The following is a 22,066-nucleotide window of genomic DNA, read 5'->3' as shown; positions in this document are numbered from 1 at the left end:
CCTCAGCTCGTCAGCACCGCCTCCTCCCGGTCGAGGACGACGTTGCGTACGGCAGCCGGGACGCGCAGCCCCGGATCCTCCATCAGCTCGGCCAGGCCGGTCAGCGACGGGTCCAGCGTGGCCTCCGCCAACCTGTCGAACAGGGCCTCGTCGAGCGGGTCGGCGGGGCCCGGCATGACGCCCCAGACGTCCCACGGGAGCAGCTCGATCTTCTGGAGGGCCGCCGCGTCACGCATCAGGTTGCCGGCTGTCCACCAGGCCCCGGACTCTCCGGCGAACGACAGGCCGAACACGTCACCGGGTAGCTCCCCTCGCCGGTACCGCTGCCACGCGTCGCCGCCGACCAGGAACGCGTCGCGCGGCACGTCCGTCACGTCGAAGTCGATCGGGAACATCCCCAGCTGCTTCTCGTCGATCTGCGGGTCGACGAGGCGCCACCGCTCGCCCGTCCAGTACTCGCACACCCAGTGGTCCTCGTAGAACCCCGGCACGAAGTAGCCGCCGAAACCGCACCTGGCCCGCGCGGGCACGCCGGCAGCACGCAGTGCCGCCACCATCAGCACCGTGAACTGCCGGCAGTTCCCCGCCACCCGCTGCTCCGGCGGCCGGGGCGTGGTCAGCGGCGCCGGCGAGACCGCGCGGATCCGCTCCAGTAATCGCGGGACCTGCCGCAGGTGCACGGTCTCCCGGTCCGTCTCGTCGTACGACACGCCGTACGCGCCGGCCAGGTGCTCGTGGATCATCAGCCCGTGGCCGACGGCGGCCAGGCCGGCCACGTTCGCCGGCCGGCCGGCGAGCTCGCCGGCCGGATCGCCCGTCATCGGGCCCGGTGTCGCGAAGAAGTCCGTCATGCGTGGCACCCTGCCACGGGCCACCGACAGTCGGCGGTCACTACTTCAGGCGCGACCTCCGCACCCGCTTCCAGTACGCCGGGTACACCCGCTCCGCCTCCACGCAGCGTCCCCGCTCCCGCTCGTGCAGCAGGCCGAACGTGAACCCGTTCTCGCCGGCCAGGTGGGCCAGCATGCCCAGCTCGCGCAGCACCGGCCGCGCCACCACGCCGTCCTGGTGCGCCCCGAGCACCTTCGTCAGGTCCTTCGCGGCGTTCCGTGCCTTCCTGGCCCGCTTCCCGACCGCGGGCTCGGCCACCTCCAGCGCGTACCGGTAGCCCTTGATCGCCTTCCGCGCCTCGTGCATGGTCTCCGCCGCCACGCGCCGCTTCGCGCGCCGGTACGCCCGTCCCACGTGGGCCGGCAGCTCGGCAGCGGCCGGGCGCGATGCCCGGGAGGTCAGCGGCGGCTCGGCCAGCAGCCGGTCGACCGAGTCGAGCAGCCGCCGGTAACGCTTGTCCCGCAACGCCTTCAGCGCGGTCTGCGAAGCGGCCTGCCGCATGGGGCCGTAATGACGGGTCAGCCGCGCGGCCACCGGGCCGACCACCAGGTCGTCGGGCAGCCCGGCGATCACCGACCGGAGGTGCTCCTGCTGTACCTCCAGGTCACGCGACTCCGCCAGCTGGCGCCCCAGCCACCGCAGGTCGTCCCGCAACCGCGAGGTGCCGGGCAGCAACCGCCGGTAGGCCCGCAGCGCGCTCCGCAACCGCCGTGCCGCCACCCGCATCTGGTGCACCGAGTCCGGCTCGTCCCGCCGCACCCGCAGGTCCTGCCGCACGATCTCGTCGTACTGGGCCCGCAGGTACACCAGCAACGCGTCCCCCGCCGTGTCTCCGGCCGGCGCCGGCGCCGGCGGCACGGGCATGAACCGCGCGAGCTTCGAGGTGTGCCTGGACCGGCGCAACCCGGCCTTCCGCAGCGCCTGGTCCAGCGCGGGGCCGGCGGCGGGGTCGGCCAGCTCGACCTCCAGCTCCTGCCACCGGTCGTCGGTGCCCGTCCCGTCGAGGCGGCGCGCGGTCACCCGGTCCTCGGCGACCTCGGCCACGAGCTTCCCGCCGGGGCCGGTCAACCGCCAGGTCCGCCGTTTTGTCCTGAGCAGTGCGATCGGGCGGATCTCGGCGCCTCGGGCCATGCCGAACGTCAGCTCGGCCAGCTCGTCGGGCGGCGCGTTGGTCGCGGGCCCGTCGTCGAGCGGGAGCCGCAGCTCGATCCGGGTGTCGCCGCCGACGGGGACCTTGAGATGCCAGCCCTCGTCGGCGCCACCCGTGCGTCTGCGCAACGTCGCGCCGTGCCGGGCCAGGCGGCCGTCGGCCGTGTCGAAGTAGACCGCCGACAGCCGCACCGACTCGGGACCCTCCACCCCGGACACCCCGGGCAGGTCCCCGAGCGACGGCGGCTCGGCACCCGCCTCGTACTTCAGCTCGGTTTCCAGCTCACTCGCGACAGCCATATGTCCTGTCTACCCGGCGGCGGCCGGGTAGACACGTCGGATCACGACAGCAACCCGCGTATCCGGGGGTCGAAGCGGGCCAGCGTCGCCGGGCTCTCCACGCACGGCTCGCCGGCCACGCCCGAGCTCGCGATGACTACCGCGCACCGCCGGCCGACCGCGATGCCGAGCCGGGCGGTGCCCGGGCCGACCGCCTGGACCGCCGCCTCGGCGATGACCTCGGCGTCCCGCTCCCGCTCCGCCTCGGCCAGGAACACGAGGAGGAAGTCCCGGAACCGGACCTGCGGCGGCTCGGCGTGCACCTCGACGCAGCCACGCAGCCGCGCCCGGGCACCGGCGATCTCCGGGGTGTCGTCGAGCCAGGCCGCCGGCAGCTCGTCGGCCACGCCGGCGTTGGTGACCTCGTACATCCCGTCGTCCTCGACCGCCTCGGCGGCCGCCAGCAGGACGGGCAGGAGCTCCTCGGCCGCGAGCTCGCCGTCGCTCTCGATGAGCACGGGACCGTCGGCGGTCCGCACCTCGCGGTAGCCCCAGTCGCCGGCCAGGTCGACGTCCTGGGTCACCGCCCGCTCGAGGATCTCGGCGACCTGCGGCTCGGCCCGGCGCACCGCACCCGCCAGTACCTCGTCCGCGCCGAGACCGACCCGCCGCGCGGCATAGGAGGCGAGCGACGCGGCGACCATGACGTCGCGCCAGTCCACCCGCTCGACGTCGATGGCCGACAGCGCGTCGAACGCGGCCTCGGCGGCGCCGGGATCCTCGTTGCGCAGCGCCGCGAGCACGCAGCGCCGCGCGAACGTCATGAGCGTGTAGAAGTCGTCCATCGTCAGGCTGGACCGCACCCGCGCGTGGTCAACGGGTCCGGTGTACGCGCGGACGAACGTCCAGACGGCCGCGTCCTGCGTCGCGTGCACCCACCGCCACAGCACGGCGGCCGCGCCGGGATAGGACACGTCCCGCAACGGCGACGGCCCGGAGGCCGACACCCGGTGCAGCTGCTGCGCTGCACGGGCGACCGCCAGTTCCATGCCCAGGAATACGTCGTCCGACACAAGCAGCACAGTAAGTGACCGAATCGGTTACAACGCCCCGTTCCCGCACACTGTCCTTAGATTGTCCAGTGGACTGTCCTTTGCCACAGCTGCAGGTAGACCTCCGCGCCGCGGCTCATGTCGGCCATGATGGCCTGGCCGTCGGCGCCCGCGACGATCCGCAGGTCCTCCAGCCAGTCCGGCACCATGCCGTAGTGCGCGAAGCCGTCGACGTTGACGTCGTAGACGCGCTGCCCCGTCGTCTGCCTGTCCACAACGGATCCACCGTCGAACGTGCGGAACGGGTATTGCACCGCGTCGCCGCCGCGCGGCGGTGGCTGGGCGCCGAAGCCGTTGGTGTCGAAGCCGACCCCGAAGCCGAACTCGTAGCGCGGGTCGGCCATCGACCTCATCGACTTCCACGCGTCGTAGAACTGCTCGGTGCCGAACCCGTACGGCACCGCCATGCCGCCCAGCGAGTAGATCCGCGAGTAGTAGCTCGGGTCCAGCCACGAGTGGCCGGACACCACGCCCGGATAGTGGTTGGCCTCCAACAGGTCCAGCGCCTGGTCGGTCGACTTCACACCCATGTGGTCGACGTCGACGATCATGCCGCGGGCCATGATGCCGCGCAGCGCGTAGGCGCCGAGGTCGGTCAGCCCGTTGACGTTGCAGTGCGGCGCGCTCGGGTAGACCGGCAGGGTGACACCCGGTGGCAGCAACGCCTGGAGCGGACCGGCGAGCAGGTCGCTCTCGAACGAGATCGTGTTGTCGTGCGCGGCGGTCGGGCACGGCTCGACCTGCCAGAACCGGCCGGTGGAGTAGAAGTTCGCCGCGTTGACGACCGTGCCGGCGGTGCCGCTGTCGAACCGCACGCCGCACAGCGCGTTGTCGAACTTGTGGCACAGGAACATCCGCCGCACGCCGAGGTCGTACAGCTCGTCGAGGCCCGCGTCGATGTCCGCCCGGTCGCACAGCGGCACGCCGTTGCGGATCCCGCAGCCGAAGGGCTGGGACACCTCGGCGCCGAGCACCACCGCGAGCTTGCCCTGCTCGATCACCGACCTGGCCTGGACCGGGTCGGTCACGATCCGGAACCAGCCCCTGCCCGGCCCGCCGTACTGGTCGTCGACGAAGTCCTGCAGCTCGCGGATCCGCTGTGCCTGCAGGCGGATCGACGACATGTCGTCGCACGCGTTGTGCTTGATCGGGTAGATCTCGCACAGCGCGGCGTTGTTGACGAACAGGTTGGTGTAGACGCGCAGGCCGCCGCGCCAGGCACGCTCGACCCAGCGGTAGTAGGTCTGCTCGTGTGTCCACGAGTCGTGCTTGGGCCAGTCCCTGAACGTCGGCCAGCCGGTCGTGTCGTGGGTGAACGTCGGGTAGGCGCCGCTCGTGAGGTTCTCCCACCACGCGCCGAGGCCGGCCGGCTCGTGGTCCGGGCAGTCGACGAGCGCGGCGGTGATGCCGTACGGGCTCCACGGCTCGCCGCAGTGGATGTCGCCGCCGATGAACTCGTACGCGGTCAGGTGGTTGTGCAGGTCGGCGAGGCCGCGGACCTCGCCGTCCACGGTGCCCGTGAAGGGCTCGCCGGTGATGTCGACGTCCGCCTCCGGCGCGGTCGCGCAACCCTGCGCCGGGACGACCGTGAACCGGGTGCCCGTGGCGCGGAGGGCGAGCGTGCGCAGGATCGGGTCAACGGCGAGCCGGCGGTTCGCGGTGACGGCGGTGATGACGACCGCGTCGCCGTCGTTCGTCAGCCGCCAGTTGGTGTTCGCGCTCGCGGCGCGGGCCGACAGGACGCCGAGGGTGCCGAGCCCCTGGCCGAGGAAGTCGCTGCCGGTGCCGAAGAACAGGTAGCTCGCGGTTCCGGTGCGCTGGAGGCGGAACGGTTGGGAGGCGCCGGCACCGGTGGCCTGGTAGCCGCCGAGTGCGTTGCGCACCACGAACTTCCCGTTGGCCTGGAGCGCGACGCACGCGCCGTTCATGGCGTCGACGTCCGGTGGCGCGGCCTCGGCGACCGGCACGCTCAGGGCGGCGACGGTGAGCACGGCGGCAAGGGATCCCAGCAGGCGGCGTGTACGCATCGGTGACCTCCGCAGGCTACCGTCGCGTAACAACCACCCTCCGTCAATCCGCCAAGCGGAGACACCTGTCGGCTCAGTCGTCCCTCGCGACGCAGGCGACGCAGGCGACGATGCCGCGCCGGTCGACGAAGTCCTCCGGCGCGAGCGTGGCCAGCCGCGCGCGAACGGCGGTCACGAACTCCGTGCGGGCCTGCGCCGCCATCCCGGCGAGCCGGCGGGACGTGTGGCCGAGCGTCACGTGATGGTCGACGAACTGCTCCACCGACGGCCCGTACTCGAAGGACACCGGCCAGGCCCGCACGGCGGAGAACCCGGCGTCCGCCAGGACGGCGGCCACCTTGTCCGGGGTGTCGAGCCGCCCGTGGTTGCCGATCAGCGGGGTGTCGGGTGGCGCGCCGTGCCGGTCCAGCTCGTCGTGCCAGACGTCGAGGGCCCGCACGGGGTACTCCTCGGCCCAGGTCGCGACGCCGATCGCGCCGCCCGCCGCGAGGACACGGCGCACCTCGCCGAGCCCCGTCATCGGATCGGGCAGGTGGAAGAGCATGAACGCGAGCACGGCGACGTCGACGGAGCCGGTGGCGAACGGCAGCCGCGCCGCGTCGGCGATCACCCGCGGGAACGCCGCCGGCGCCCGGCCGATCATGCCGGCGGCCCGGTCCGCCCCGACGACCGTCGCGTCCGGCGCCCGTTCCCGCAGCGTGGGCAGCAGCGTGCCGACCCCGGTGCCGACGTCGAGGACGCGGCGGGCGCCGGCCAGCGGCAGCCGGTCCAGCAGCTGCCGGCCCACGGGATGCAGCACGGCGGCCCAGATCCGCTCGTAGGCGGACGCGGCGCGGGAGTAGTGGTCGGCGAGGGCACGGACGGACTCGTCGGGGTTCACACGTGACACCGTATTGCCTGACGAGTTCCGTGTACGCCGTTTGTTCTCGGCCCGTGTATCGGCGGGCGGGTGTTTCCCCGTCTCCTCCGATCAGCCGGTGGAGAATGACGAAGAAAGTATGCCCGGTCCCTACACCCCGTCAGCGTGGCTTTCGCGCGACGAACACGCTGTCCACGCCGTCCTGCCGGACCTCGGGGTGCTCGGTCTCGTTGCACCAGTGCCCGTTCTCGCCGAGGTAGCGGAACCGGACGGGCGTCCCGTCCGGCACGGTCACGGCCACCGAGCGGGTGCCGTTGCTGCGCGGCCGCAGCTCGTGCGCACCCGGACACCACTCGTTGAAGTCGCCGACGACGCTCACCCGGCCCCTCGGCTCGTTCGAACCCAGCACGAACGTGAGGCGAACGCCGCCCGCGCGATCGCGGTCGATCTTGAGCATGGCGGGGATTCGATCACGAAATTCGCACTGGCGCCACTCGAATAAACCAGATATCGACACTTGCGGGTGAAGACTCGGCGGCCGTTAACTGTTTGGCTCTGCCGGCATGGGAAAGACTCTCGCGCTGGTGCTTGCCTTCGTCCTTTTGGGACTGTCCCCGCTACGGCCGGGACCGCGACCGGCATGCGGTCACCGGCCGGGCGGTGGACGGCGCGGACCCGCGGGACGAACATGTGGCGCGACGACACCTACGTCGAGCCGTGGACGTTCCTGTCGCACGCCACGTCCCGCACTCTGGACTTGGCGAACCGGCCGGCGGCGCCGTACCAGCACGGCGAGTTCGGCGCGTTCACGCCGCTGACGACGGAGCGCTGCCGGGACTGCGCCGCGACTATGCCTGAAAGCAACTGGTTTGGCCGGCCCCCCGAGGCCGGCCAAACCAGCCGGGTCACCTCAACCGCACCACCGCGAACTCCGACAGCAGGGCGAGCACATCCACCTCGGCCCGTACCGGTGTCGCGGCTCCCGCGCCGGGGTTGGCCGCGAACTCCGCGACCTCCGCCGGCGTCGGGCAAAGCGAAGTGTCCAAATAGGACAGAGTGATCAGTTCCTTGCCGCTCGCCGGCTCCAGCGCCGACCGCCAGCCGGTCCGCTCGTCCCACACCAGCGCCACGTCCAGCTCCGGGAACGCGGCCACCCGCTCCTCCAGCGGGATGTAACCGGACAGCGGTCGCTCGGTCCGGACCGAGAACGCCTCACCCGAGCCACACGCCGACGCCACGAGCCGGACGTACTCCCGCAGCCCTCTGGCCGGCTGACCCCAGCTGTCCAACTCCATCCGCCACCTCACCCTCCCCGGACGCACCGAACGTGCGCCGCCGCGGGGTACCCAATCCGTCACCCCTACACACGTACGGGGACGGCGGTTTTTTTCGAACAGGTGAAATTGGGTCCGGATGGACGAACTTACCCTGGGCCATTCGTGTCAGCGCGTTACGGCTCGACTACTCAGGGCAGACCCTGCGCGCCATCGACATGCGCCTGCCTCGGCCGGCCGAAGACCACGTCGAAGGCCGGAGAGTCCACTGTGGCCCAGTCGTCCTCGTGGGCGAACGGCTCGGAGTCGATCTCGAGCCGCCAGGCCGTCAGAAGGGCGATGAGCTGGGCGAATTCCGGCTCCACGAACCGGTGTGTCGTGCTTTCGATCAGTCTCGTTACCAGTGTCAACCGTTCCCATTTGCCGGCTCGATGTCCGCTGTGACACCGGAATCGCCGCTGCCCCAGCCCCCGTCGCGGCGTGAATCCCCGGAAATTCGCGCATGGCGGTTCACCCGCCTGGCGGTCGACCCCCACCCGTCCAGCGGATCAGGGCGTCCGTCCCGTTCGATTGGCCACGATCCGTGACTAATTGCGTCATCGATCGAGCGAACATCGGCCCCGGTTCTTCGCCCCACGTGATTGCCACGCGTTCTTCTCGCGCGCCGGCCGACGCGTTACGTGGTAATCATCACCAAGGACTTCGGTAGTCTGACCACGGTTCGCGGTCGCGGCCAAGTCCATCTGGCGCCGGGTGACCACTTGGCAGGCCTCGAGTCCTGTGCCGTTCGCGGGACAGTGCGAGCGAACCTCACGTTCGGAGAAGGAGTACGCGATGCGCGAGACGTTTCGCGGTGAGCTGGCCGAGCTGCGGGAGTTCCTGAGCAGGATGTGCAAGCTGGCGGCCGCCGCGATGCGACAGGCGACCGACGCGCTGCTGTCCGCCGACCTCGTCGGGGCGGAGGCGGTCCTTGCCGCCGACGCCGAGCTGGACCTGCTGCGCGACGAGTGCGAGGAACGGGCGCGGCAGACGCTCGCGCTTCAGGCCCCGAAGGCGAGCGACCTGAGGCTCGTGCTGTCCGCGGTCTACTGCGCGGACCGGATCGAACGCATGGGCGACCTCGCCGAGCACATCGCGAACATGACCCGCCGCGTGCACCCGTCCCAGGTGGTGCCGGACGAGCTGCGGGACACGTTCGCGGCGCTCGGCGAGATCACCGCGGACATGGCCGAGGGCCTGGTGGCGCACATCGCCAGCCCGCGCGAGGGCTCGTACGCCGAGCTGAACCAGACCGACCAGCAGGTGGACGACCTGCACGCGGCGGTGCTCGCCACGATCACCGGCCGGTCCTGGACGCACGGGGTGCCGATGGCGACGTGCCTCGCCCTGGTCGCGCGCTTCTACGAGCGCTACGCGGACCAGGCCGTGTCGGTGGCGAAACGGATCGAGTTCGTGAGCACCGGCACGACCCCGCGCCAGTTCGGGCCGTGACGGTCCGACTTGACGGCCACGGAAAACGGGCCACGACCTGGCGCGGTGTTCCAGCAGTATGTGAAGCATGGCCCTGCTTCTGCGTGATGTGACGATCGGGTTCACCGGGCGGCGTGCCGACGTGCGTGTCGACGGGCGCCGTGTGGTGGCCGTCGCGCCCGTCGGCATGCCGGCCGACGGTGCCGAGGTCATCGACGGCGGCGGTGGCACCCTCCTGCCCGGCCTCGTCGACGCGCACGCGCACCTGCTCCAGTGGGCCAGCGCCCGCCGGCGCGTCTCCCTCGCGGCGGCCCGGTCCGCCGCCGAGGCCGCCGACATGATCGCGGCCGCACGGGCCGAACGCGTCGTTCTCGTGCAGGGCGCGAACTTCTTCCCCGCGCTCTGGCCCGACACGCCGCACAAGTCACTGCTCGACCGATTACTCCCGGACCAGCCCGTCGCCCTCTTCAGCAACGACCTGCACACGCTCTGGCTCAGCTCGGCCGCGCTGCGCTCGGTCAACCTCGACCACCCGACGGGCGTCTTCGTCGAGGACGAGTGCATGCGCCTCACCGCGGCACTCCCCCGGCCGGCCACGGACGTCACCGACCGGTGGGTCCTCGACGCCACGAGGGCCGCCGCCGCCCGTGGGGTCACCACGATCGCCGACTACGAGTACACCGACACCGTCCGGGACTGGCGGCGCCGCGCCACCCCCGCCACCAGGATCCGGTGCGTCATCGCGAAGTACCTGCTCGACGAGACCATCGAGCGCGGCCTCAGGACCGGCGACGTGCTCGACGAGCGGCTCACCGTCGGCCCGCTGAAGGTCTTCATGGACGGCTCGCTCAACACCCGCACCGCCTACTGTCACGACCCCTACCCCGAGACGGACTACCACGGCGAACTGCTCGGGGGCGACCTGCTGCCCGTGCTGCGCAGGGCCGTCGCGGGTGGCATCGGCCTCGCCCTGCACGCGATCGGCGACCGGGCCAACACCCTCGCGCTGGACGCGTTCGAGGCGCTGGGCGTCGGTGGCCGGATCGAGCACGCCCAGCTCCTCGACCCCGCCGACATCGCCAGGTTCGCCGCACTGAACGTGACCGCAAGTGTCCAGCCCGCGCACCAGCCGGACGACCGCGACGCCGCCGACCACCACTGGGCCGGCCGGACCGGCCGGGCCTACGCCTACCACGCACTGCACGCGGCCGGCGCCAGGCTGGAGCTCGGCTCCGACGCGCCGGTCGCCCCGCTCGACCCGTGGGACGGCATCGCCTCCGCCGTCACGCGCACCGACGACGACCGTCCCGGCTGGCACCCGGAGCAGTGCCTGTCGCTGGCGACCGCCGTCGCCGCGAGCACGGGCGGCCGCACGGCGGTCCGGCTCGGCGACCCGGCCGACCTGGTACTGGCCGGCCGGGACATCGCCGGCCTACCGCCGAGCGAGCTCAGGGACCTCCCGATCCTCGCGACCGTCCTCGACGGCCGGCTCACGTTCCGGGCGTAGCGCCAGCACGAGCAGCCCGGTCGCGACCAGCGCCGCGACGGCGGCGACCGGTGGCAGCGCGGTGACGCCGGCCAGGCTGACCACCGCCCCGCCGGACAGTCCGGAAAGCCCGACCCCGAGGTAGATCGCGGACGCGTTCAGCGACAGCACCAACCCGCTGTTCCGCGGCGACAGCCCGATGAGCATGTTCTGCATCGGCGGGTTGAACGCCCAGGTGAACATGCCCCAGACGAACATGACCACGGCGGCGGCCGGCACGTTCACCGCCACCAGCGGCAGGGTGACGAGCAGCACGATCGCGGCACCCAGCGAGGTGAACAGCGGCAGCGCGCTGCCGAACCGGTCGGTCGCCCGGCCGCCGAGCGAGTTGCCGATGGTCGCGCCGAGCCCGTAGCCCAGCAGCAGGAGGCTGACGGCAAGGCCGTGTGCGCCCGCCGACGCGGACAGGAACGGCGCGATGTAGGTGAACGGCGCCATCGCGGACAGGACGCCGAGCACGGTCACGCCGAGCAGGAGCAGTACCCGCCGGTCGGCGGCGACCGCGAACCGGTCCCGCAACCCGACCGCGGGTGGTGCCTCGACCGTCGGCACCCCGGCACGCACGACGACCAGCCCCAGCAGCGACACACCCGCGACCAGCGCGAACACGCCGTGGTAGCCGAGCGGCTCGCTGAGGAGGTTGCCGACCGGCACGCCGACGATCAGGGCGAACGTGAGCCCGCCGAAGACCATGGCGACCGCGCGACCGCGGCGTTCGGGCGGGTTGAGCACGGTCGCGACGGCGGTGGCGGCGGGGGTGTACACGGCGGCGCCCAGGGCCGCGATGATCCGGCTCGCCAGCAGCACCTCGTAGGTCGGCGCGACCACGGCGAGCGCGTTGCCGAGCGTGCTGATGCCCAGCGCGACGACCAGCAGGCGCCGCCGCTCCCACCGTCCGGTGACGGCCGCGAGCAGCGGGGACGCGATGGCGTAGGCGATCGCGAACGCGGTGCCGAGCTGGCCGGCCGTGGAGATCGAGACGTGCAGCTCCCGGCTGACCGCCGGCAGCACCCCCGAGACGATGTATCCGCTGGTGCCCACCGCGAATGCACCCAGGGCGAGCAGGTAGGTACGTGGCGACATTTCTCTCCCCTGTTGGATGTACGATAGACACCGTACTACGACTTTCATCGAACTACGATAGGTGTCGTACTATGGGCGTTGTGACGGAATCGCTCCCGCACCCGACGCGGTCGGACATCCGGATCGAGTCGGTGCTGCACGCGCTTGCCGATCCGATCCGGCTGCTCTTCGTGCGTGAGCTGGCCGCCCGCGGCTGCGACGGCGCCCCGTGCGGGTCGATCGAGCTGCCGGTCACCAAGTCGACGCGGACCCACCACCTGCGCATCCTGCGCGAGGCGGGCGTGATCCACCTTCGCCCGGAGGGCACGGCGCGGATCTCCACGGTGCGGCGCGACGACCTCGACGCCCTCTACCCGGGCCTCCTGGACTCGATCCTCACCGCCGCCCACTGATGCACTACCGCCGGCCCACGCCCGAGGAACAGGCTCGTGCGGTGGCGGCACTGCGGGCGCTGCTGGCCGGCCACGAGCCGGACCTGACCGGCGTGCCGCTGCGGGTCTCGCACGAGTACTCGGCCACGCTGCTGACGGGTGACCCGGGCTGGGGCACCATCGCCGTCCGCGGGACACCCACCCTGCTCGTCGAGGTTCCCCACCCCGGCTCCGACCGCTTCACCGCGCGTCTGGGCCGCGACCTGTTCGACGCCATCCCCGGCGCCGCGCTCCTGGTCGCGGGCGTGCGCCGCCGGCACGCCGACGTCGCCCATGACCCGGACTGCCTCTTCCACGCGTTCGCGCAAACGCTTGCGGTCCCGGAGCTCCAGGTCCACGGCTTCCGGACGGCGAGCGCACCCGACACCGACGCCGTGCTGACCGCGGGCGCCGGCAGGCCGACCGACCTGCATCAGCGCCTGAGCGCGACCCTCGAACGCCAAGGCCTCCGGGTGCGCCACCACGCCCACCTAGCCGGTCGCACGAACGTCCAGGGCATCGCGGCCGCCGCCCGCGGCATCCCGTTCCTCCACCTCGAGCTCGCTCCGCTCGTCCGCAGCCACCACCGTGGTCGCGTGGTCGAGGCGGTCACGGACGCGTGGCACCAGCAGGGTCACTAGCACCCCGGCGACCGCGGCCCCGGCCGCGATCAGGAACGCCACCCGGAACCCGGCGAGCGAGGGCAGCGTCACCGGCCCGACCGTCACCGTCATGTGTGCCAGCAGCGTCGCCGTCACGGCACTGGAGATGGACGTGCCGACCGACCGCATCAGCGAGTTGAGCCCGTTCGCGGAGGCCGTCTCGTGCAGCGGCACCGCGCCCATGATCAGCGCGGGCATCGCGGCGTAGGCGATCCCGACCCCGGAGCTGACGATCACCGTGGCCACCATGACCTCGAACGCGTTGTCCAGTAACAGGGTCGACACGACGTAGCCGACCGCGATGACGACCCCGCCGGTCAACAGCGACGTCCGCGGTCCGCGCCGGCGCGTCAGCCCGGCGGACACGGGAGACAGGGCCATCATGACGAGCCCGCCCGGCGCCATCCACAGCCCGGCCGCGACCATCGACTGCCCGAGCCCGTACCCGGTCAGCGCCGGCGCCTGCAGCAGCTGCGGCAGCACCAGCGACCCGGTCAGCATCGCGAACCCGACCAGCACCGAGGCCAGGTTGGTGAACAGCACCGGCCGCCGCGCCGAGACCCGCAGGTCCACGAGCGGGTACCGGACCCGCAGCTGGTAGGCACCCCACACCACGAGCACGACCACGGCAGCCGCGAACAGGCCGAGCGTGGTCGGCGAGCCCCAGCCCCACGCCCCGCCCTTGGTGATGGCGAGCAGCAGGGACACGAGCCCGATCGCGAGCCCGACGGCGCCCGGGATGTCGAACCGGCCCTCGGCCCGCAACCGCGAGTCCGGCACCACGGCCCACAGCAACACGAGGCAGGCGGCGCCGAGCGCGGCGGAGATCCAGAACAGCACCCGCCAGGACGACGCCTGCGCGATCACCGCCGACAACGGCAGCCCGATCGCGCCGCCGACACCCAGCGTGGCGGACATCATCGCGATGGCCGAGCCGACGCGTTCGGCCGGGAGGACGTCCCGCATGATGCTGATGCCCAGCGGAATCACGCCCATGGCGCAGCCCTGTAGCCCGCGCCCCACGACCATGGGCAGCAGCGAGCCGGCGAGCGCGGACACCACGCACCCGGCGACCAGCACGACCAGGCTGGCGAGCAGCACGGGACGCTTGCCGTGGAGATCGCCGAGCCGGCCGCTGACCGGCATGATCACGGCGGCGGCCACCAGCGTGACGGTGATGACCCACGACGCGTCGGCGGCGTCGGTGTGGAGGATGTCCGGGAAGCGGGGAATCAGTGGGATGACGAGGGTCTGCATGAACGCGGCGACGAGACCGCAACTCGCCAGCACGGTGACGACGAACGCAGGGCGCACATGTGTACGGTACACATTCAGTGCTGGAGGGCCGGACGATGCGTGGTAGACAACACCTCCTCGAGGAGCTGTCCCGTGAGCTGACGCTGATCAGCCGCCACCAACTGGTCACCGCGATGAGGGGCCTGCTGGAGCGCTCCGCGTACCTGATGCTGAACCGCATCGACGTGACCGGCCCGATGACCGCCCGCGAGCTGGCCGAAGCACTGCAGCTGGAGATCTCGACGGTGACCCGCCAGGTGGCCGCCATGCTGCGGGAGGACCTGGTGGAACGCATCCCCGACCCGGCCGGCGGCCTGGCCCGCCGCCTCCGCATCACCCCGACCGGCGCGACCCGCCTCACCGCCGACCGCGAGCACTACCGCACCGGCCTGGCCACAGTGGTCACCGACTGGCCAGACACAAAATGCACCGACCTCTACCACCTACTACGCGCCCTCAACGAACGCATAGAAGCCCTACAAAACACCCCCTGGCCCCGCAACCCCTAACCCGCGAGTCCCGCGTTCTCCCATACCGAGTCCCGCGTTCGTGCACATCGAGTTGCGGTTTCGTGCACACGGCCGCGGCGTCAGGCCGGTTCCGCGAGCTTCACCGCACGCGTCACGGCGTTCGCCTCCTCCCCGCCGACCCGCAACATGTTCAGCGCGGCGACGAGCTTCTTCTCCTCGTACACCAGGTGCGTCTCCAGCAACGCGGCCAGCGTGTCCAGCTCCCGCTCCGCCACGACATCCATCGTGGACAGAAGTTTCAGCCGATCGAGCACCTCGGCGACCTGCCGATGATCACGCCGCAGCTCGTCCAGCACCGGCCGCAGCTCCGGATAATGCTTACCCAGCAACGGAAACCCGCCGTCGTCCTCGGCCTCGTGATGCTGCGCGAGCACCGAGCAGAACGCGAGACAGTGCGCCTGAAGATCAATCCCGGTATACGTGCCGTCGCGCAACGCGGCCAGCAGTTCACGCAAACGTATGTGCGAATCGATCAGTTGGTTACCGAATGCGGTCAGTCGCTCGTCCATCCTCCCGATGAGACCACAAAACCGGCGGACCTTGTCGGACGTCTCGTGAATACTCGGGCCCATGCTCCTCAGCATCACGACCACACACAGGCCGGCGGCCGATCTCGGGTACCTGCTGCACAAGCACCCGGACCGGGCGCAGCGGTTCGACGTGTCCACCGGCACGGCCCACGTCTTCTACCCGGAGGTCACCGAGGAGCGCACGACCGCGACGCTGTTACTGGAGGTCGACCCGGTCGGCCTGGTCCGCAAGGGCGGCGACACCCTCGGCCAGTACGTCAACGACCGCCCGTACGCGGCGTCGTCGCTGCTGTCCGTCGCGATCGGCAAGGTGTACGGCACCGCGATGCGTGGCCGCTGCGACGCCCGCCCGGAACTGGCCGATACCCCTATCCCACTGGAGATCCACTTACCGGCCTGTCCACGCGCGCACGTGGAACGCCTGTTCGCCCCGCTCGGCTGGACGGTCGAGGCGACCACGATCCCACTGGACCCGGCGTTCCCAGCGTGGGGCGACAGCCCGTACGTGGACCTGCGCCTGACCGGCACGCTGCGGCTGGCCGACGCGCTGACGCAGCTGTACGTGCTGCTGCCGGTGCTGGACGACGCGAAGCACTACTGGGTGGCGGCGGACGAGGTCGACAAGCTGTTGCGGGCCGGCAGGACGTGGCTGGTCACGCATCCGGACCGGGAGCTGATCACCGCCAGGTACCTGGCCCACAAACGCCGCTTCACCGTGGCGGCGATGGCCAGGCTGACCGAGCTGGACGACCGGCCGGCGGAGGACGAGGAAGAGGAGGCACAGCAGGAACGCCTGCCATCACTGGCACAGCTGCGCCGCGAGGCGATCGTGGCGCAGCTCCGCGACCTCGGTGCGCACCGGGTCGTGGACATGGGCTGCGGCGAGGGCCGCCTGCTGCGTGAGCTGGTGACGGAACCGATGTTCACGGAGATCGTGGGCGTGGACGTGGCCGCGAGGCCGCTGCGCGTGGCAGCCGCGCGGGTGGACAGGTTCGCGGACCGCCAGCGTGCGCGGGTGACGCTGCACCAGGGCTCGGTGACCTACGCGGACCCACGCATCGCCGGCTACGACGCGATAGTCCTGTCCGAGGTGATCGAACACGTCGACCCACCGCGGCTACCAGCACTGGCGGCGACGGTTCTCGGGGCGGCGAAGCCGAAGCACGTGCTCGTGACGACGCCGAACGCGGAGTACAACGTGCGTTGGGAGACGTTGCCGGCCGGCCGGGTCCGCCACCCGGACCACCGTTTCGAATGGACCCGCGCAGAGATGACGGCGTGGGCGGACGACGCCTGCGCGACCCATGGCTACACGGTCCGCCACGTGCCGGTCGGCGAGGTCGACCCGGAGGTGGGCGCGCCGACACAGCTGGCCGTGTTCACGAGAAAGGCGTCCTGAGGTGAAGCTCTGGCAGAGACGCGTTCGTCCGCGGCACGCCGCGGCCGGCGGGAAGGTGGCCTGATGCGTGGGATCGCCGTGCCCGAGCTGAGTCTTGTCGCGCTGGTGGGGGTGACCGGCTCCGGCAAGTCCACGTTCGCTCGTGAGCACTTCCTGCCTACGCAGGTACTGTCCTCCGACACGTTCCGGGCCCTGGTCGCCGACGACGAGAACGACCAGTCGGCCACGACGGACGCGTTCGAGGCGTTGCACTTCGTCGCCGGGAGGCGGTTGCGGGCCGGCCGGCTGACCGTGGTCGACGCGACGCACGTCCAGCGCGAGGACCGGGCGAAGCTCGTCGCGTTGGCCCGGGAGTTCGACGTTCTTCCGGTGGCCATCGTGTTCGACGTGCCGTTGGCGACACTGCGCGAGCGTGCCGCAGGCCACCGCGGGCTGCCCGACCACGTGATCCGCCGGCAGCACGACGCGTTGCGCCGGTCGGTCGGACACCTTGCGAGGGAAGGCTTTCGCAAGGTCCACGTCCTGTCCACGGCGGACCCGGTGGAGATCGAGTACGAGAAGGCCTACAACGACAGACGCGAGCTGACCGGCCCGTTCGACATCATCGGCGACGTGCACGGCTGCCACGGCGAGCTCGTGACCCTGCTGGCCCGCCTCGGCTACGTCGTCACCGCGGACGGCGCCCACCATCCCGACGGCCGCACGGCGGTGTTCGTCGGCGACCTGGTCGACCGCGGGCCGAATACCCCGGGTGTCCTGCGGCTGGTGATGGGCATGGTCGCCACCGGCACGGCACTGTGCGTCGCCGGCAACCACGAGAGCAAGCTGGTCCGCGCACTGGACGGCCGGAAGGTCACGGTGTCCCACGGCCTGGCGGAGTCGCTCGCGCAGCTGTCGGAGGAGCCCGAGGAGTTCCGCAAGTCCGCACGGGAGTTCATGTACGGCCTCGTGAGCCACTACCGGCTGGACGGCGGCAAGCTCGTCGTCGCGCATGCCGGTCTCAAGGAGGAGTACCAGGGGCGCTCGTCGGGCCGCGTCCGTTCCTTCTGCCTGTACGGCGAGACGACGGGCGAGACCGACGAGTACGGCCTCCCGGTCCGCTACCCCTGGGCCGACGACTACCGCGGCGACGCGACCGTCGTCTACGGACACACCCCGGTGCCGGCGGCGACCTGGGTCAACAACACCATCTGCCTCGACACCGGCTGTGTCTTCGGCGGCACGCTGACGGCACTGCGCTGGCCGTCCCGGGAACTGGTGTCGGTCGAGGCGGAGGCCGTGCACTACGAGCCGGCCAGGCCGCTGAACGCCCCGGCCAGGGCGCCGGACCTGCTGCGCATCGGCGACGTCCTGGGCACGCGGCACATCGACGCCAGGCTCATGGGCCGCCTGAAGATCCGCGAGGAGAACGCCGCCGGGGCGCTGGAGGTGATGAGCCGCTTCGCGATGGCGCCGCAGTGGCTGCCCTACCTGCCGCCGACCATGGCGCCGTGCTCGACGTCCACTGTGGACGGAATGCTGGAGCACCCGGCGGAGGCCTTCGCCGCGTACCGGGAGGACGGCGTCGGGCAGGTCGTGTGCGAGGAGAAGCACATGGGCTCGCGAGCGGTGGTGGTCCTCTGCCGGGACGAACAGGTGGCCAGCGCTCGGTTCGGCGCACAGGACGGCGCCGCGGGCGCCGTGTACACGAGAACCGGCCGCTCGTTCTTCGACGACCCGGCCGAGTTCCTGACCCGCCTGCGGTCCGCCGCGACGAAGGCCGACCTGTGGTCGACCCTGAACAGCGACTGGCTGATCCTGGACGCGGAGCTACTGCCGTGGTCGGCGAAGGCCGGCCAACTGCTCCGCCGCCAGTACGCCCCGGTGGGCGCGGCGGCGTCCGCCGCACTCCCGGCGGCGGTGGCCGCACTACGGAAGGCCGCGGCACGCGGCGCGGACCTGACGGAAGTACTGGCGCGGCAACAGTCGAGGCTGACGAACGCCAGGAACTACGTCGAGGCCTACGAACGGTACTGCTGGCCGACGGACGGCCTGGCGGGCGTGTCCCTGGCGCCGTTCACGTTGCTGGCGGCGGAAGACCAGGTCCACGCGACGAACCCGAGAACGTGGCACGAGAAGGTACTCGACGGCCTGGTGGCGGCGGACCCGGAACTACTGCGCGGCACGAGAAGGACCACGGTGGACGTGACCGACCCGGCGTCCGTCGCGGCCGGCGTCGACTGGTGGACCACGCTGACCGAGGCGGGCGGCGAGGGCATGGTGGTCAAGCCGGCCACGACACCGGCGGATCGACTGGTACAGCCGGGAATCAAGTGTCGTGGCCGGGAGTACCTGCGGATCATCTACGGACCGGACTACACCGAGCCGGCGAACCTCGGGCGATTACGCCGGCGCACCCTGGGCCGCAAACGTTCGCTGGCACTGCGCGAGTACGCGCTGGGCATGGAGTCGCTGACGAGGTTCGTCGACCGGGAACCTCTGTGGCGCGTGCACGAACCCGTGTTCGCCGTGCTGGCGCTGGAGTCCGAGCCGGTGGATCCCCGCCTCTGACAACAAACCCCGACGACAAACCCCGACAGACGAACCCGACAACAACCCTGACGACGAGCCCCGACGGAGAGCCTTTACGACGAACCCCGACGACGGACCACAGCCGCTCGCCGTGGTGCGCTACCCCGCTCAGCGGATTGCCCGGTTCACCCGTGTCGTGGATTCTGAAATTTATTCACCTACGGCTGGGAGGGCACATGCTACGCAGGTCCGTAAGCATCGCCGCCGCGACGTTTCTCGCCACCGCGGGAGTCACCTTCGCGGCCGCACCGGCACAGGCCGCCGCCTGCCCGCTGGGCTTCGAGTGTGTGACGACGTACTACAGCGACAGCACACACACGACCGTGGTCGGCGGAAAGCTGGAGTACTGCGACGGCGGCTCCAGCTCGTGGGGCAGCCGCACCGGTTACCTCGACTACTATCGCTCGGCCTGCTGAATCTCCTCGACGAACTCGGGTTCGGCCGCCTCGGCGGCCTCCCGTTCGGCCAACAACGCGGTGTAGATCGGGTGGGGATCGGTCATGACGGTGCGTGCCTCCCTCACGGTCGTCTGCTGGTACCCACCCGCACGCACCCTCAAACAACAGAATTTTGTCGCTGCCGGAAAAGATCGCCGAGTTTGAGCACGTGGGTCCGGGTATCCCTCCCACAGCATCGAATCGATGACTCCCGGGCGGCCGGTGCCCGCCGTTCGCACGAGGTCATGGAGCGTGACCAGCGACGTGTTGCGACTCGAGGACCACGCGGTGGACGACGCGATCGTCGTCACGCCGACCGGCCGCCTGGACATCGCCAGCTACGGGCAGCTTCGTGACCACCTGATCAGGGTCGGCACGGACGTCCCGCGCGCGATCGTCGTCGACCTCACGGGACTGGACGTCGAGTCCGACACGACGCTCGCGATTTTCCCGGCGGTACACACGCGACTGAGGCAGTGGCCGGGCGTGCCCCTGCTCTTGGTGACCGGCGGTGGACCGGTCAGGCGCTGGATGGGCCGCACCGACACCGCGCGGTTCCTCACCGTCCACGAGACCGTCGGCGGTGCGGTGGCGGCCATCGACGAGCCGTCGCCGCGCCGCGTCACCCACGCCCAGCTGCCCAGCTCGCTGTCCAGTCCACGCCTCGCCCGCGAGTTCACCCGCCGGATCTGCGCGGAGTGGGACCTCCACCCGCTGGTCGACGACGCACTGCTGTTGGTCGGCGAACTGGTGGCCAACGCGGTCATCCACACCGGTTCCTGCCCGGTCGTCCGGCTCGGGCTGTGCCGCGCGGTGTTCAGCGTCGCGGTCTACGACGACGTGCCCGGCGAGGTGAGCGTGCGTGACCCGGGCGGTGAGGCCAGCGGCATCCACGGTCTGCTGCTGGTCGCCCAGATCGCGACCGCGTGGGGCAGCGCGCCGACCTCGACCGGCGGCAAGGTCGTGTGGGCGACGCTCCAACTGTGAGCCAGGTCACCACTCCACTGGTCACGGTCCCCGCCGAACGGTGGTCATAGGAGCGAACCCAAGCGGGAAAGGACAGACACATGACCGACGGGATCCAGACCATCCTGTACCCGGCGACCGACCTCGCCGCCGCGAAGGCCGCGTTCGTCGCGCTGATCGGCGCCGAGCCCGAGCAGGACCAGCCGTACTACGTCGGCTGGCAGGTGGGCGGCCAGAGCTTCGGGCTCGTCCCGCACGCCGACAGGCAGGGCCTCACCGGCCCGACGCCGTACTGGCACGTCGCCGACATCGGGAAGTCCATCGAGGCGATGGTCGACGCGGGCGCGACGGTGACCGCCGAGCCCAGGGACGTCGGCGGCGGCCGCCTCACCGCGACCGTCACCGTCGACGGCAACATCGTGGGGCTGCTGCAGGACCCCGTCAGGGAGTGACCATCCCCGCCTCGTAGGCGAAGATCGTCAGCTGGACCCGGTTGGTGACGTCCAGCTTCGCGAACGTCCTGGTGATGTGGGTCTTCACGGTCGCCTCGCTGAGATACAGGTCGGTGCCGATCTCGGCGTTGGACTTGCCCTGCGCGACGGCCGTGACCACCTCCCGCTCCCGCGCGGACAGCTCGGCGAGCAACGCCTGCGCCCTCATCCGGCGCGGGTTGGCCCGCGCGGCGACGAAGTGGCCGACCAGTTTCCGGGTCGTGCCCGGCGACAGCATCATGTCGCCCTTCGCCACGACCCGGACCGCGTCGATGATCTCCTGCGGCGCGCCCTCCTTGAGCAGGAACCCTCCCGCGCCGGCGGCGAGCGCGTCGAACACGTACTCGTCGAGGTCGTACGTGGTCAGCACGAGCACCCGCGGCGGACTGGGCAACGCGTTGACGGCGGCCGTGGCTGCGATCCCGTCCATCCGCCGCATGCGGATGTCCATGAGCACGACGTCCGGCGCGAACGCACGCACCGCACCGACCGCCTCGTCCCCGTCCCCCGCCTGCCCGACGACCTCGATGTCCGGCGCACTCCCCAGAATCATCGCCAACCCGGTCCGCACGAGCGGGTCGTCGTCGACGAGCAGCACCCGCAGCTGAGTCACCGGAACATGGTAGTGACTCACCAACACCCACAACGCGCGAGTCCCGCGTCCAAACACCACGAGTCCCGCGTCCAAACACCATGAGTTGCGGTTTCGTGCACACGACCCAGGCCCGGACCTGCACGAAACCGCAACTCGCTATGCGCGAACGCGGGACTCGCTATGTCTGAACGCGGGACTCGCGATGTGCGGACGCGGGACTCGGTGCGCGGACGCGGGACCCGAACCATAAGTTGCGGTTCCGTGCACACGATCCAGGCCAGACCTGCACGAAACCGCAACTCGCTATGCGCGAACGCGGGACTCGCTATGTCCGAACGCGGGACTCGGTGGGACTGTTTCAAGATCGGTGTGTTCGGCCCGACACGCCGGGCCGAAGGTCCGGCGGGATGGGCACTGTGAGTGATGACATCTGATGTTGTGAGTCCACGCAAGAGTGACCGGATGCCGGCGCAGCTGTCGCCGGAGCAG

General features: G+C 71.1%; 22 protein-coding genes. 9 read left to right on the top strand and 13 right to left on the bottom strand.

The annotated features are described in order from the left end of the window. Positions 1–2 precede the first annotated feature (2 nt). From VET29_RS06410 to VET29_RS06370, 9 genes are all read right to left on the bottom strand, one after another. The gene (locus tag VET29_RS06410) at positions 3–851 is read right to left on the bottom strand and encodes a transglutaminase domain-containing protein (RefSeq protein WP_324915858.1); all 849 of its coding nucleotides are present in this window, start codon (positions 849–851) and stop codon (positions 3–5) included. Positions 852–891: 40 nt separating this feature from the next. Then, positions 892–2,340, bottom strand: a complete 1,449-nt coding sequence (locus VET29_RS06405; protein WP_324915856.1) for a CYTH and CHAD domain-containing protein — start codon at positions 2,338–2,340, stop codon at positions 892–894. 41 nt (positions 2,341–2,381) lie between these two features. Continuing rightward, complete coding sequence (locus VET29_RS06400) at positions 2,382–3,392, bottom strand: hypothetical protein (protein WP_324915854.1); 1,011 nt, start codon at positions 3,390–3,392, stop codon at positions 2,382–2,384. Between the two features lie 56 nt (positions 3,393–3,448). After that, on the bottom strand, positions 3,449–5,458 hold the full coding sequence (locus tag VET29_RS06395) for a hypothetical protein (RefSeq protein ID WP_324915851.1): 2,010 nt from the start codon (positions 5,456–5,458) through the stop codon (positions 3,449–3,451). A 73-nt stretch (positions 5,459–5,531) separates the two neighbouring features. Next, complete coding sequence (locus tag VET29_RS06390; RefSeq protein ID WP_324915849.1) at positions 5,532–6,338, bottom strand: class I SAM-dependent methyltransferase; 807 nt, start codon at positions 6,336–6,338, stop codon at positions 5,532–5,534. A 139-nt stretch (positions 6,339–6,477) separates the two neighbouring features. Next, positions 6,478–6,774 (bottom strand): isoamylase, encoded by a 297-nt coding sequence (locus VET29_RS06385; protein WP_324915847.1) that lies wholly within the window; start codon positions 6,772–6,774, stop codon positions 6,478–6,480. Between the two features lie 248 nt (positions 6,775–7,022). Beyond that, the gene (locus VET29_RS06380; protein WP_324915845.1) at positions 7,023–7,181 is read right to left on the bottom strand and encodes a hypothetical protein; all 159 of its coding nucleotides are present in this window, start codon (positions 7,179–7,181) and stop codon (positions 7,023–7,025) included. Positions 7,182–7,222: 41 nt separating this feature from the next. Continuing rightward, positions 7,223–7,612: a DUF6292 family protein gene (locus VET29_RS06375; RefSeq protein ID WP_324915842.1), complete on the bottom strand. Its 390-nt coding sequence runs from the start codon at positions 7,610–7,612 to the stop codon at positions 7,223–7,225. 170 nt (positions 7,613–7,782) lie between these two features. Beyond that, positions 7,783–7,956, bottom strand: a complete 174-nt coding sequence (locus VET29_RS06370; RefSeq protein WP_324915840.1) for a hypothetical protein — start codon at positions 7,954–7,956, stop codon at positions 7,783–7,785. 469 nt (positions 7,957–8,425) lie between these two features. On the opposite strand from VET29_RS06370, the gene VET29_RS06365 reads away from it, so the two are divergent. Together VET29_RS06365 and VET29_RS06360 are read left to right on the top strand one after the other, a co-directional pair. Next, the gene (locus VET29_RS06365; protein ID WP_324915838.1) at positions 8,426–9,082 is read left to right on the top strand and encodes a phosphate signaling complex PhoU family protein; all 657 of its coding nucleotides are present in this window, start codon (positions 8,426–8,428) and stop codon (positions 9,080–9,082) included. Between the two features lie 67 nt (positions 9,083–9,149). Further along, a complete protein-coding gene (locus VET29_RS06360) occupies positions 9,150–10,568 on the top strand; it encodes an amidohydrolase (protein ID WP_324915835.1) in 1,419 nt (472 codons plus the stop codon). On the opposite strand, the gene VET29_RS06355 is transcribed toward VET29_RS06360, so the two are convergent. Further along, on the bottom strand, positions 10,494–11,690 hold the full coding sequence (locus tag VET29_RS06355) for an MFS transporter (protein WP_324915833.1): 1,197 nt from the start codon (positions 11,688–11,690) through the stop codon (positions 10,494–10,496). The two genes, VET29_RS06360 and VET29_RS06355, sit on opposite strands and share 75 nt — an antisense overlap. Positions 11,691–11,761: 71 nt before the next feature. On the opposite strand from VET29_RS06355, the gene VET29_RS06350 reads away from it, so the two are divergent. Next, positions 11,762–12,082, top strand: a complete 321-nt coding sequence (locus VET29_RS06350; protein WP_324915831.1) for a transcriptional regulator — start codon at positions 11,762–11,764, stop codon at positions 12,080–12,082. Positions 12,083–12,591: 509 nt separating this feature from the next. Here VET29_RS06350 and VET29_RS06345 read toward each other — a convergent pair. Next, positions 12,592–14,076, bottom strand: coding sequence for an MFS transporter (locus VET29_RS06345; protein WP_324915829.1), 1,485 nt, complete (start codon positions 14,074–14,076; stop codon positions 12,592–12,594). 38 nt (positions 14,077–14,114) lie between these two features. Here VET29_RS06345 and VET29_RS06340 point away from each other — a divergent pair, with 38 nt between their 5' ends. Further along, entirely contained in the window at positions 14,115–14,567 is a 453-nt protein-coding gene (locus VET29_RS06340; RefSeq protein WP_324915827.1) for a MarR family winged helix-turn-helix transcriptional regulator, read from the top strand. A gap of 80 nt (positions 14,568–14,647) precedes the next feature. On the opposite strand, the gene VET29_RS06335 is transcribed toward VET29_RS06340, so the two are convergent. Next, positions 14,648–15,097 (bottom strand): hemerythrin domain-containing protein, encoded by a 450-nt coding sequence (locus tag VET29_RS06335; RefSeq protein WP_324915824.1) that lies wholly within the window; start codon positions 15,095–15,097, stop codon positions 14,648–14,650. 61 nt (positions 15,098–15,158) lie between these two features. Here VET29_RS06335 and VET29_RS06330 point away from each other — a divergent pair, with 61 nt between their 5' ends. The 5 genes from VET29_RS06330 to VET29_RS06310 all read left to right on the top strand — a co-directional run bounded on the left by VET29_RS06330 (position 15,159) and on the right by VET29_RS06310 (position 20,943). Next, positions 15,159–16,517 carry a 3' terminal RNA ribose 2'-O-methyltransferase Hen1 gene (locus tag VET29_RS06330; protein WP_324915822.1) on the top strand — a complete coding sequence of 453 codons (1,359 nt, stop codon included), beginning with the start codon at positions 15,159–15,161 and terminating at the stop codon, positions 16,515–16,517. Between the two features lie 63 nt (positions 16,518–16,580). Then, complete coding sequence (locus VET29_RS06325; protein ID WP_324915820.1) at positions 16,581–19,067, top strand: polynucleotide kinase-phosphatase; 2,487 nt, start codon at positions 16,581–16,583, stop codon at positions 19,065–19,067. A 197-nt stretch (positions 19,068–19,264) separates the two neighbouring features. Next, on the top strand, positions 19,265–19,504 hold the full coding sequence (locus tag VET29_RS06320; protein ID WP_324915818.1) for a DUF6289 family protein: 240 nt from the start codon (positions 19,265–19,267) through the stop codon (positions 19,502–19,504). A 273-nt stretch (positions 19,505–19,777) separates the two neighbouring features. After that, positions 19,778–20,512: an STAS domain-containing protein gene (locus VET29_RS06315; RefSeq protein WP_324915816.1), complete on the top strand. Its 735-nt coding sequence runs from the start codon at positions 19,778–19,780 to the stop codon at positions 20,510–20,512. Positions 20,513–20,592: 80 nt separating this feature from the next. Then, a complete protein-coding gene (locus tag VET29_RS06310) occupies positions 20,593–20,943 on the top strand; it encodes a glyoxalase (protein ID WP_324915814.1) in 351 nt (116 codons plus the stop codon). Here VET29_RS06310 and VET29_RS06305 read toward each other — a convergent pair. Then, the gene (locus VET29_RS06305; RefSeq protein WP_324915889.1) at positions 20,933–21,580 is read right to left on the bottom strand and encodes a response regulator transcription factor; all 648 of its coding nucleotides are present in this window, start codon (positions 21,578–21,580) and stop codon (positions 20,933–20,935) included. The two genes, VET29_RS06310 and VET29_RS06305, sit on opposite strands and share 11 nt — an antisense overlap. Positions 21,581–22,066 lie beyond the last annotated feature (486 nt).

The sequence above is a fragment of the Actinophytocola sp. genome (assembly GCF_035634895.1).
Taxonomy (GTDB): Bacteria; Actinomycetota; Actinomycetes; order Mycobacteriales; family Pseudonocardiaceae; genus Actinophytocola.
Note: the sequence above shows the minus strand (reverse complement) of the source record. Positions and strands in the feature narration are given on the sequence as shown.

Coding starts and splice junctions, on each gene's coding strand:
- VET29_RS06310 (WP_324915814.1), top strand. CDS start 20,593: ATGACCGACGGGATCCAGACCATCCTGTACCCGGCGACCGACCTCGCC.
- VET29_RS06375 (WP_324915842.1), bottom strand. CDS start 7,612: ATGGAGTTGGACAGCTGGGGTCAGCCGGCCAGAGGGCTGCGGGAGTAC.
- VET29_RS06330 (WP_324915822.1), top strand. CDS start 15,159: ATGCTCCTCAGCATCACGACCACACACAGGCCGGCGGCCGATCTCGGG.
- VET29_RS06405 (WP_324915856.1), bottom strand. CDS start 2,340: ATGGCTGTCGCGAGTGAGCTGGAAACCGAGCTGAAGTACGAGGCGGGT.
- VET29_RS06395 (WP_324915851.1), bottom strand. CDS start 5,458: ATGCGTACACGCCGCCTGCTGGGATCCCTTGCCGCCGTGCTCACCGTC.
- VET29_RS06355 (WP_324915833.1), bottom strand. CDS start 11,690: ATGTCGCCACGTACCTACCTGCTCGCCCTGGGTGCATTCGCGGTGGGC.
- VET29_RS06365 (WP_324915838.1), top strand. CDS start 8,426: ATGCGCGAGACGTTTCGCGGTGAGCTGGCCGAGCTGCGGGAGTTCCTG.
- VET29_RS06335 (WP_324915824.1), bottom strand. CDS start 15,097: ATGGACGAGCGACTGACCGCATTCGGTAACCAACTGATCGATTCGCAC.
- VET29_RS06385 (WP_324915847.1), bottom strand. CDS start 6,774: ATGCTCAAGATCGACCGCGATCGCGCGGGCGGCGTTCGCCTCACGTTC.
- VET29_RS06320 (WP_324915818.1), top strand. CDS start 19,265: ATGCTACGCAGGTCCGTAAGCATCGCCGCCGCGACGTTTCTCGCCACC.
- VET29_RS06410 (WP_324915858.1), bottom strand. CDS start 851: ATGACGGACTTCTTCGCGACACCGGGCCCGATGACGGGCGATCCGGCC.
- VET29_RS06350 (WP_324915831.1), top strand. CDS start 11,762: ATGGGCGTTGTGACGGAATCGCTCCCGCACCCGACGCGGTCGGACATC.
- VET29_RS06325 (WP_324915820.1), top strand. CDS start 16,581: ATGCGTGGGATCGCCGTGCCCGAGCTGAGTCTTGTCGCGCTGGTGGGG.
- VET29_RS06360 (WP_324915835.1), top strand. CDS start 9,150: ATGGCCCTGCTTCTGCGTGATGTGACGATCGGGTTCACCGGGCGGCGT.
- VET29_RS06340 (WP_324915827.1), top strand. CDS start 14,115: ATGCGTGGTAGACAACACCTCCTCGAGGAGCTGTCCCGTGAGCTGACG.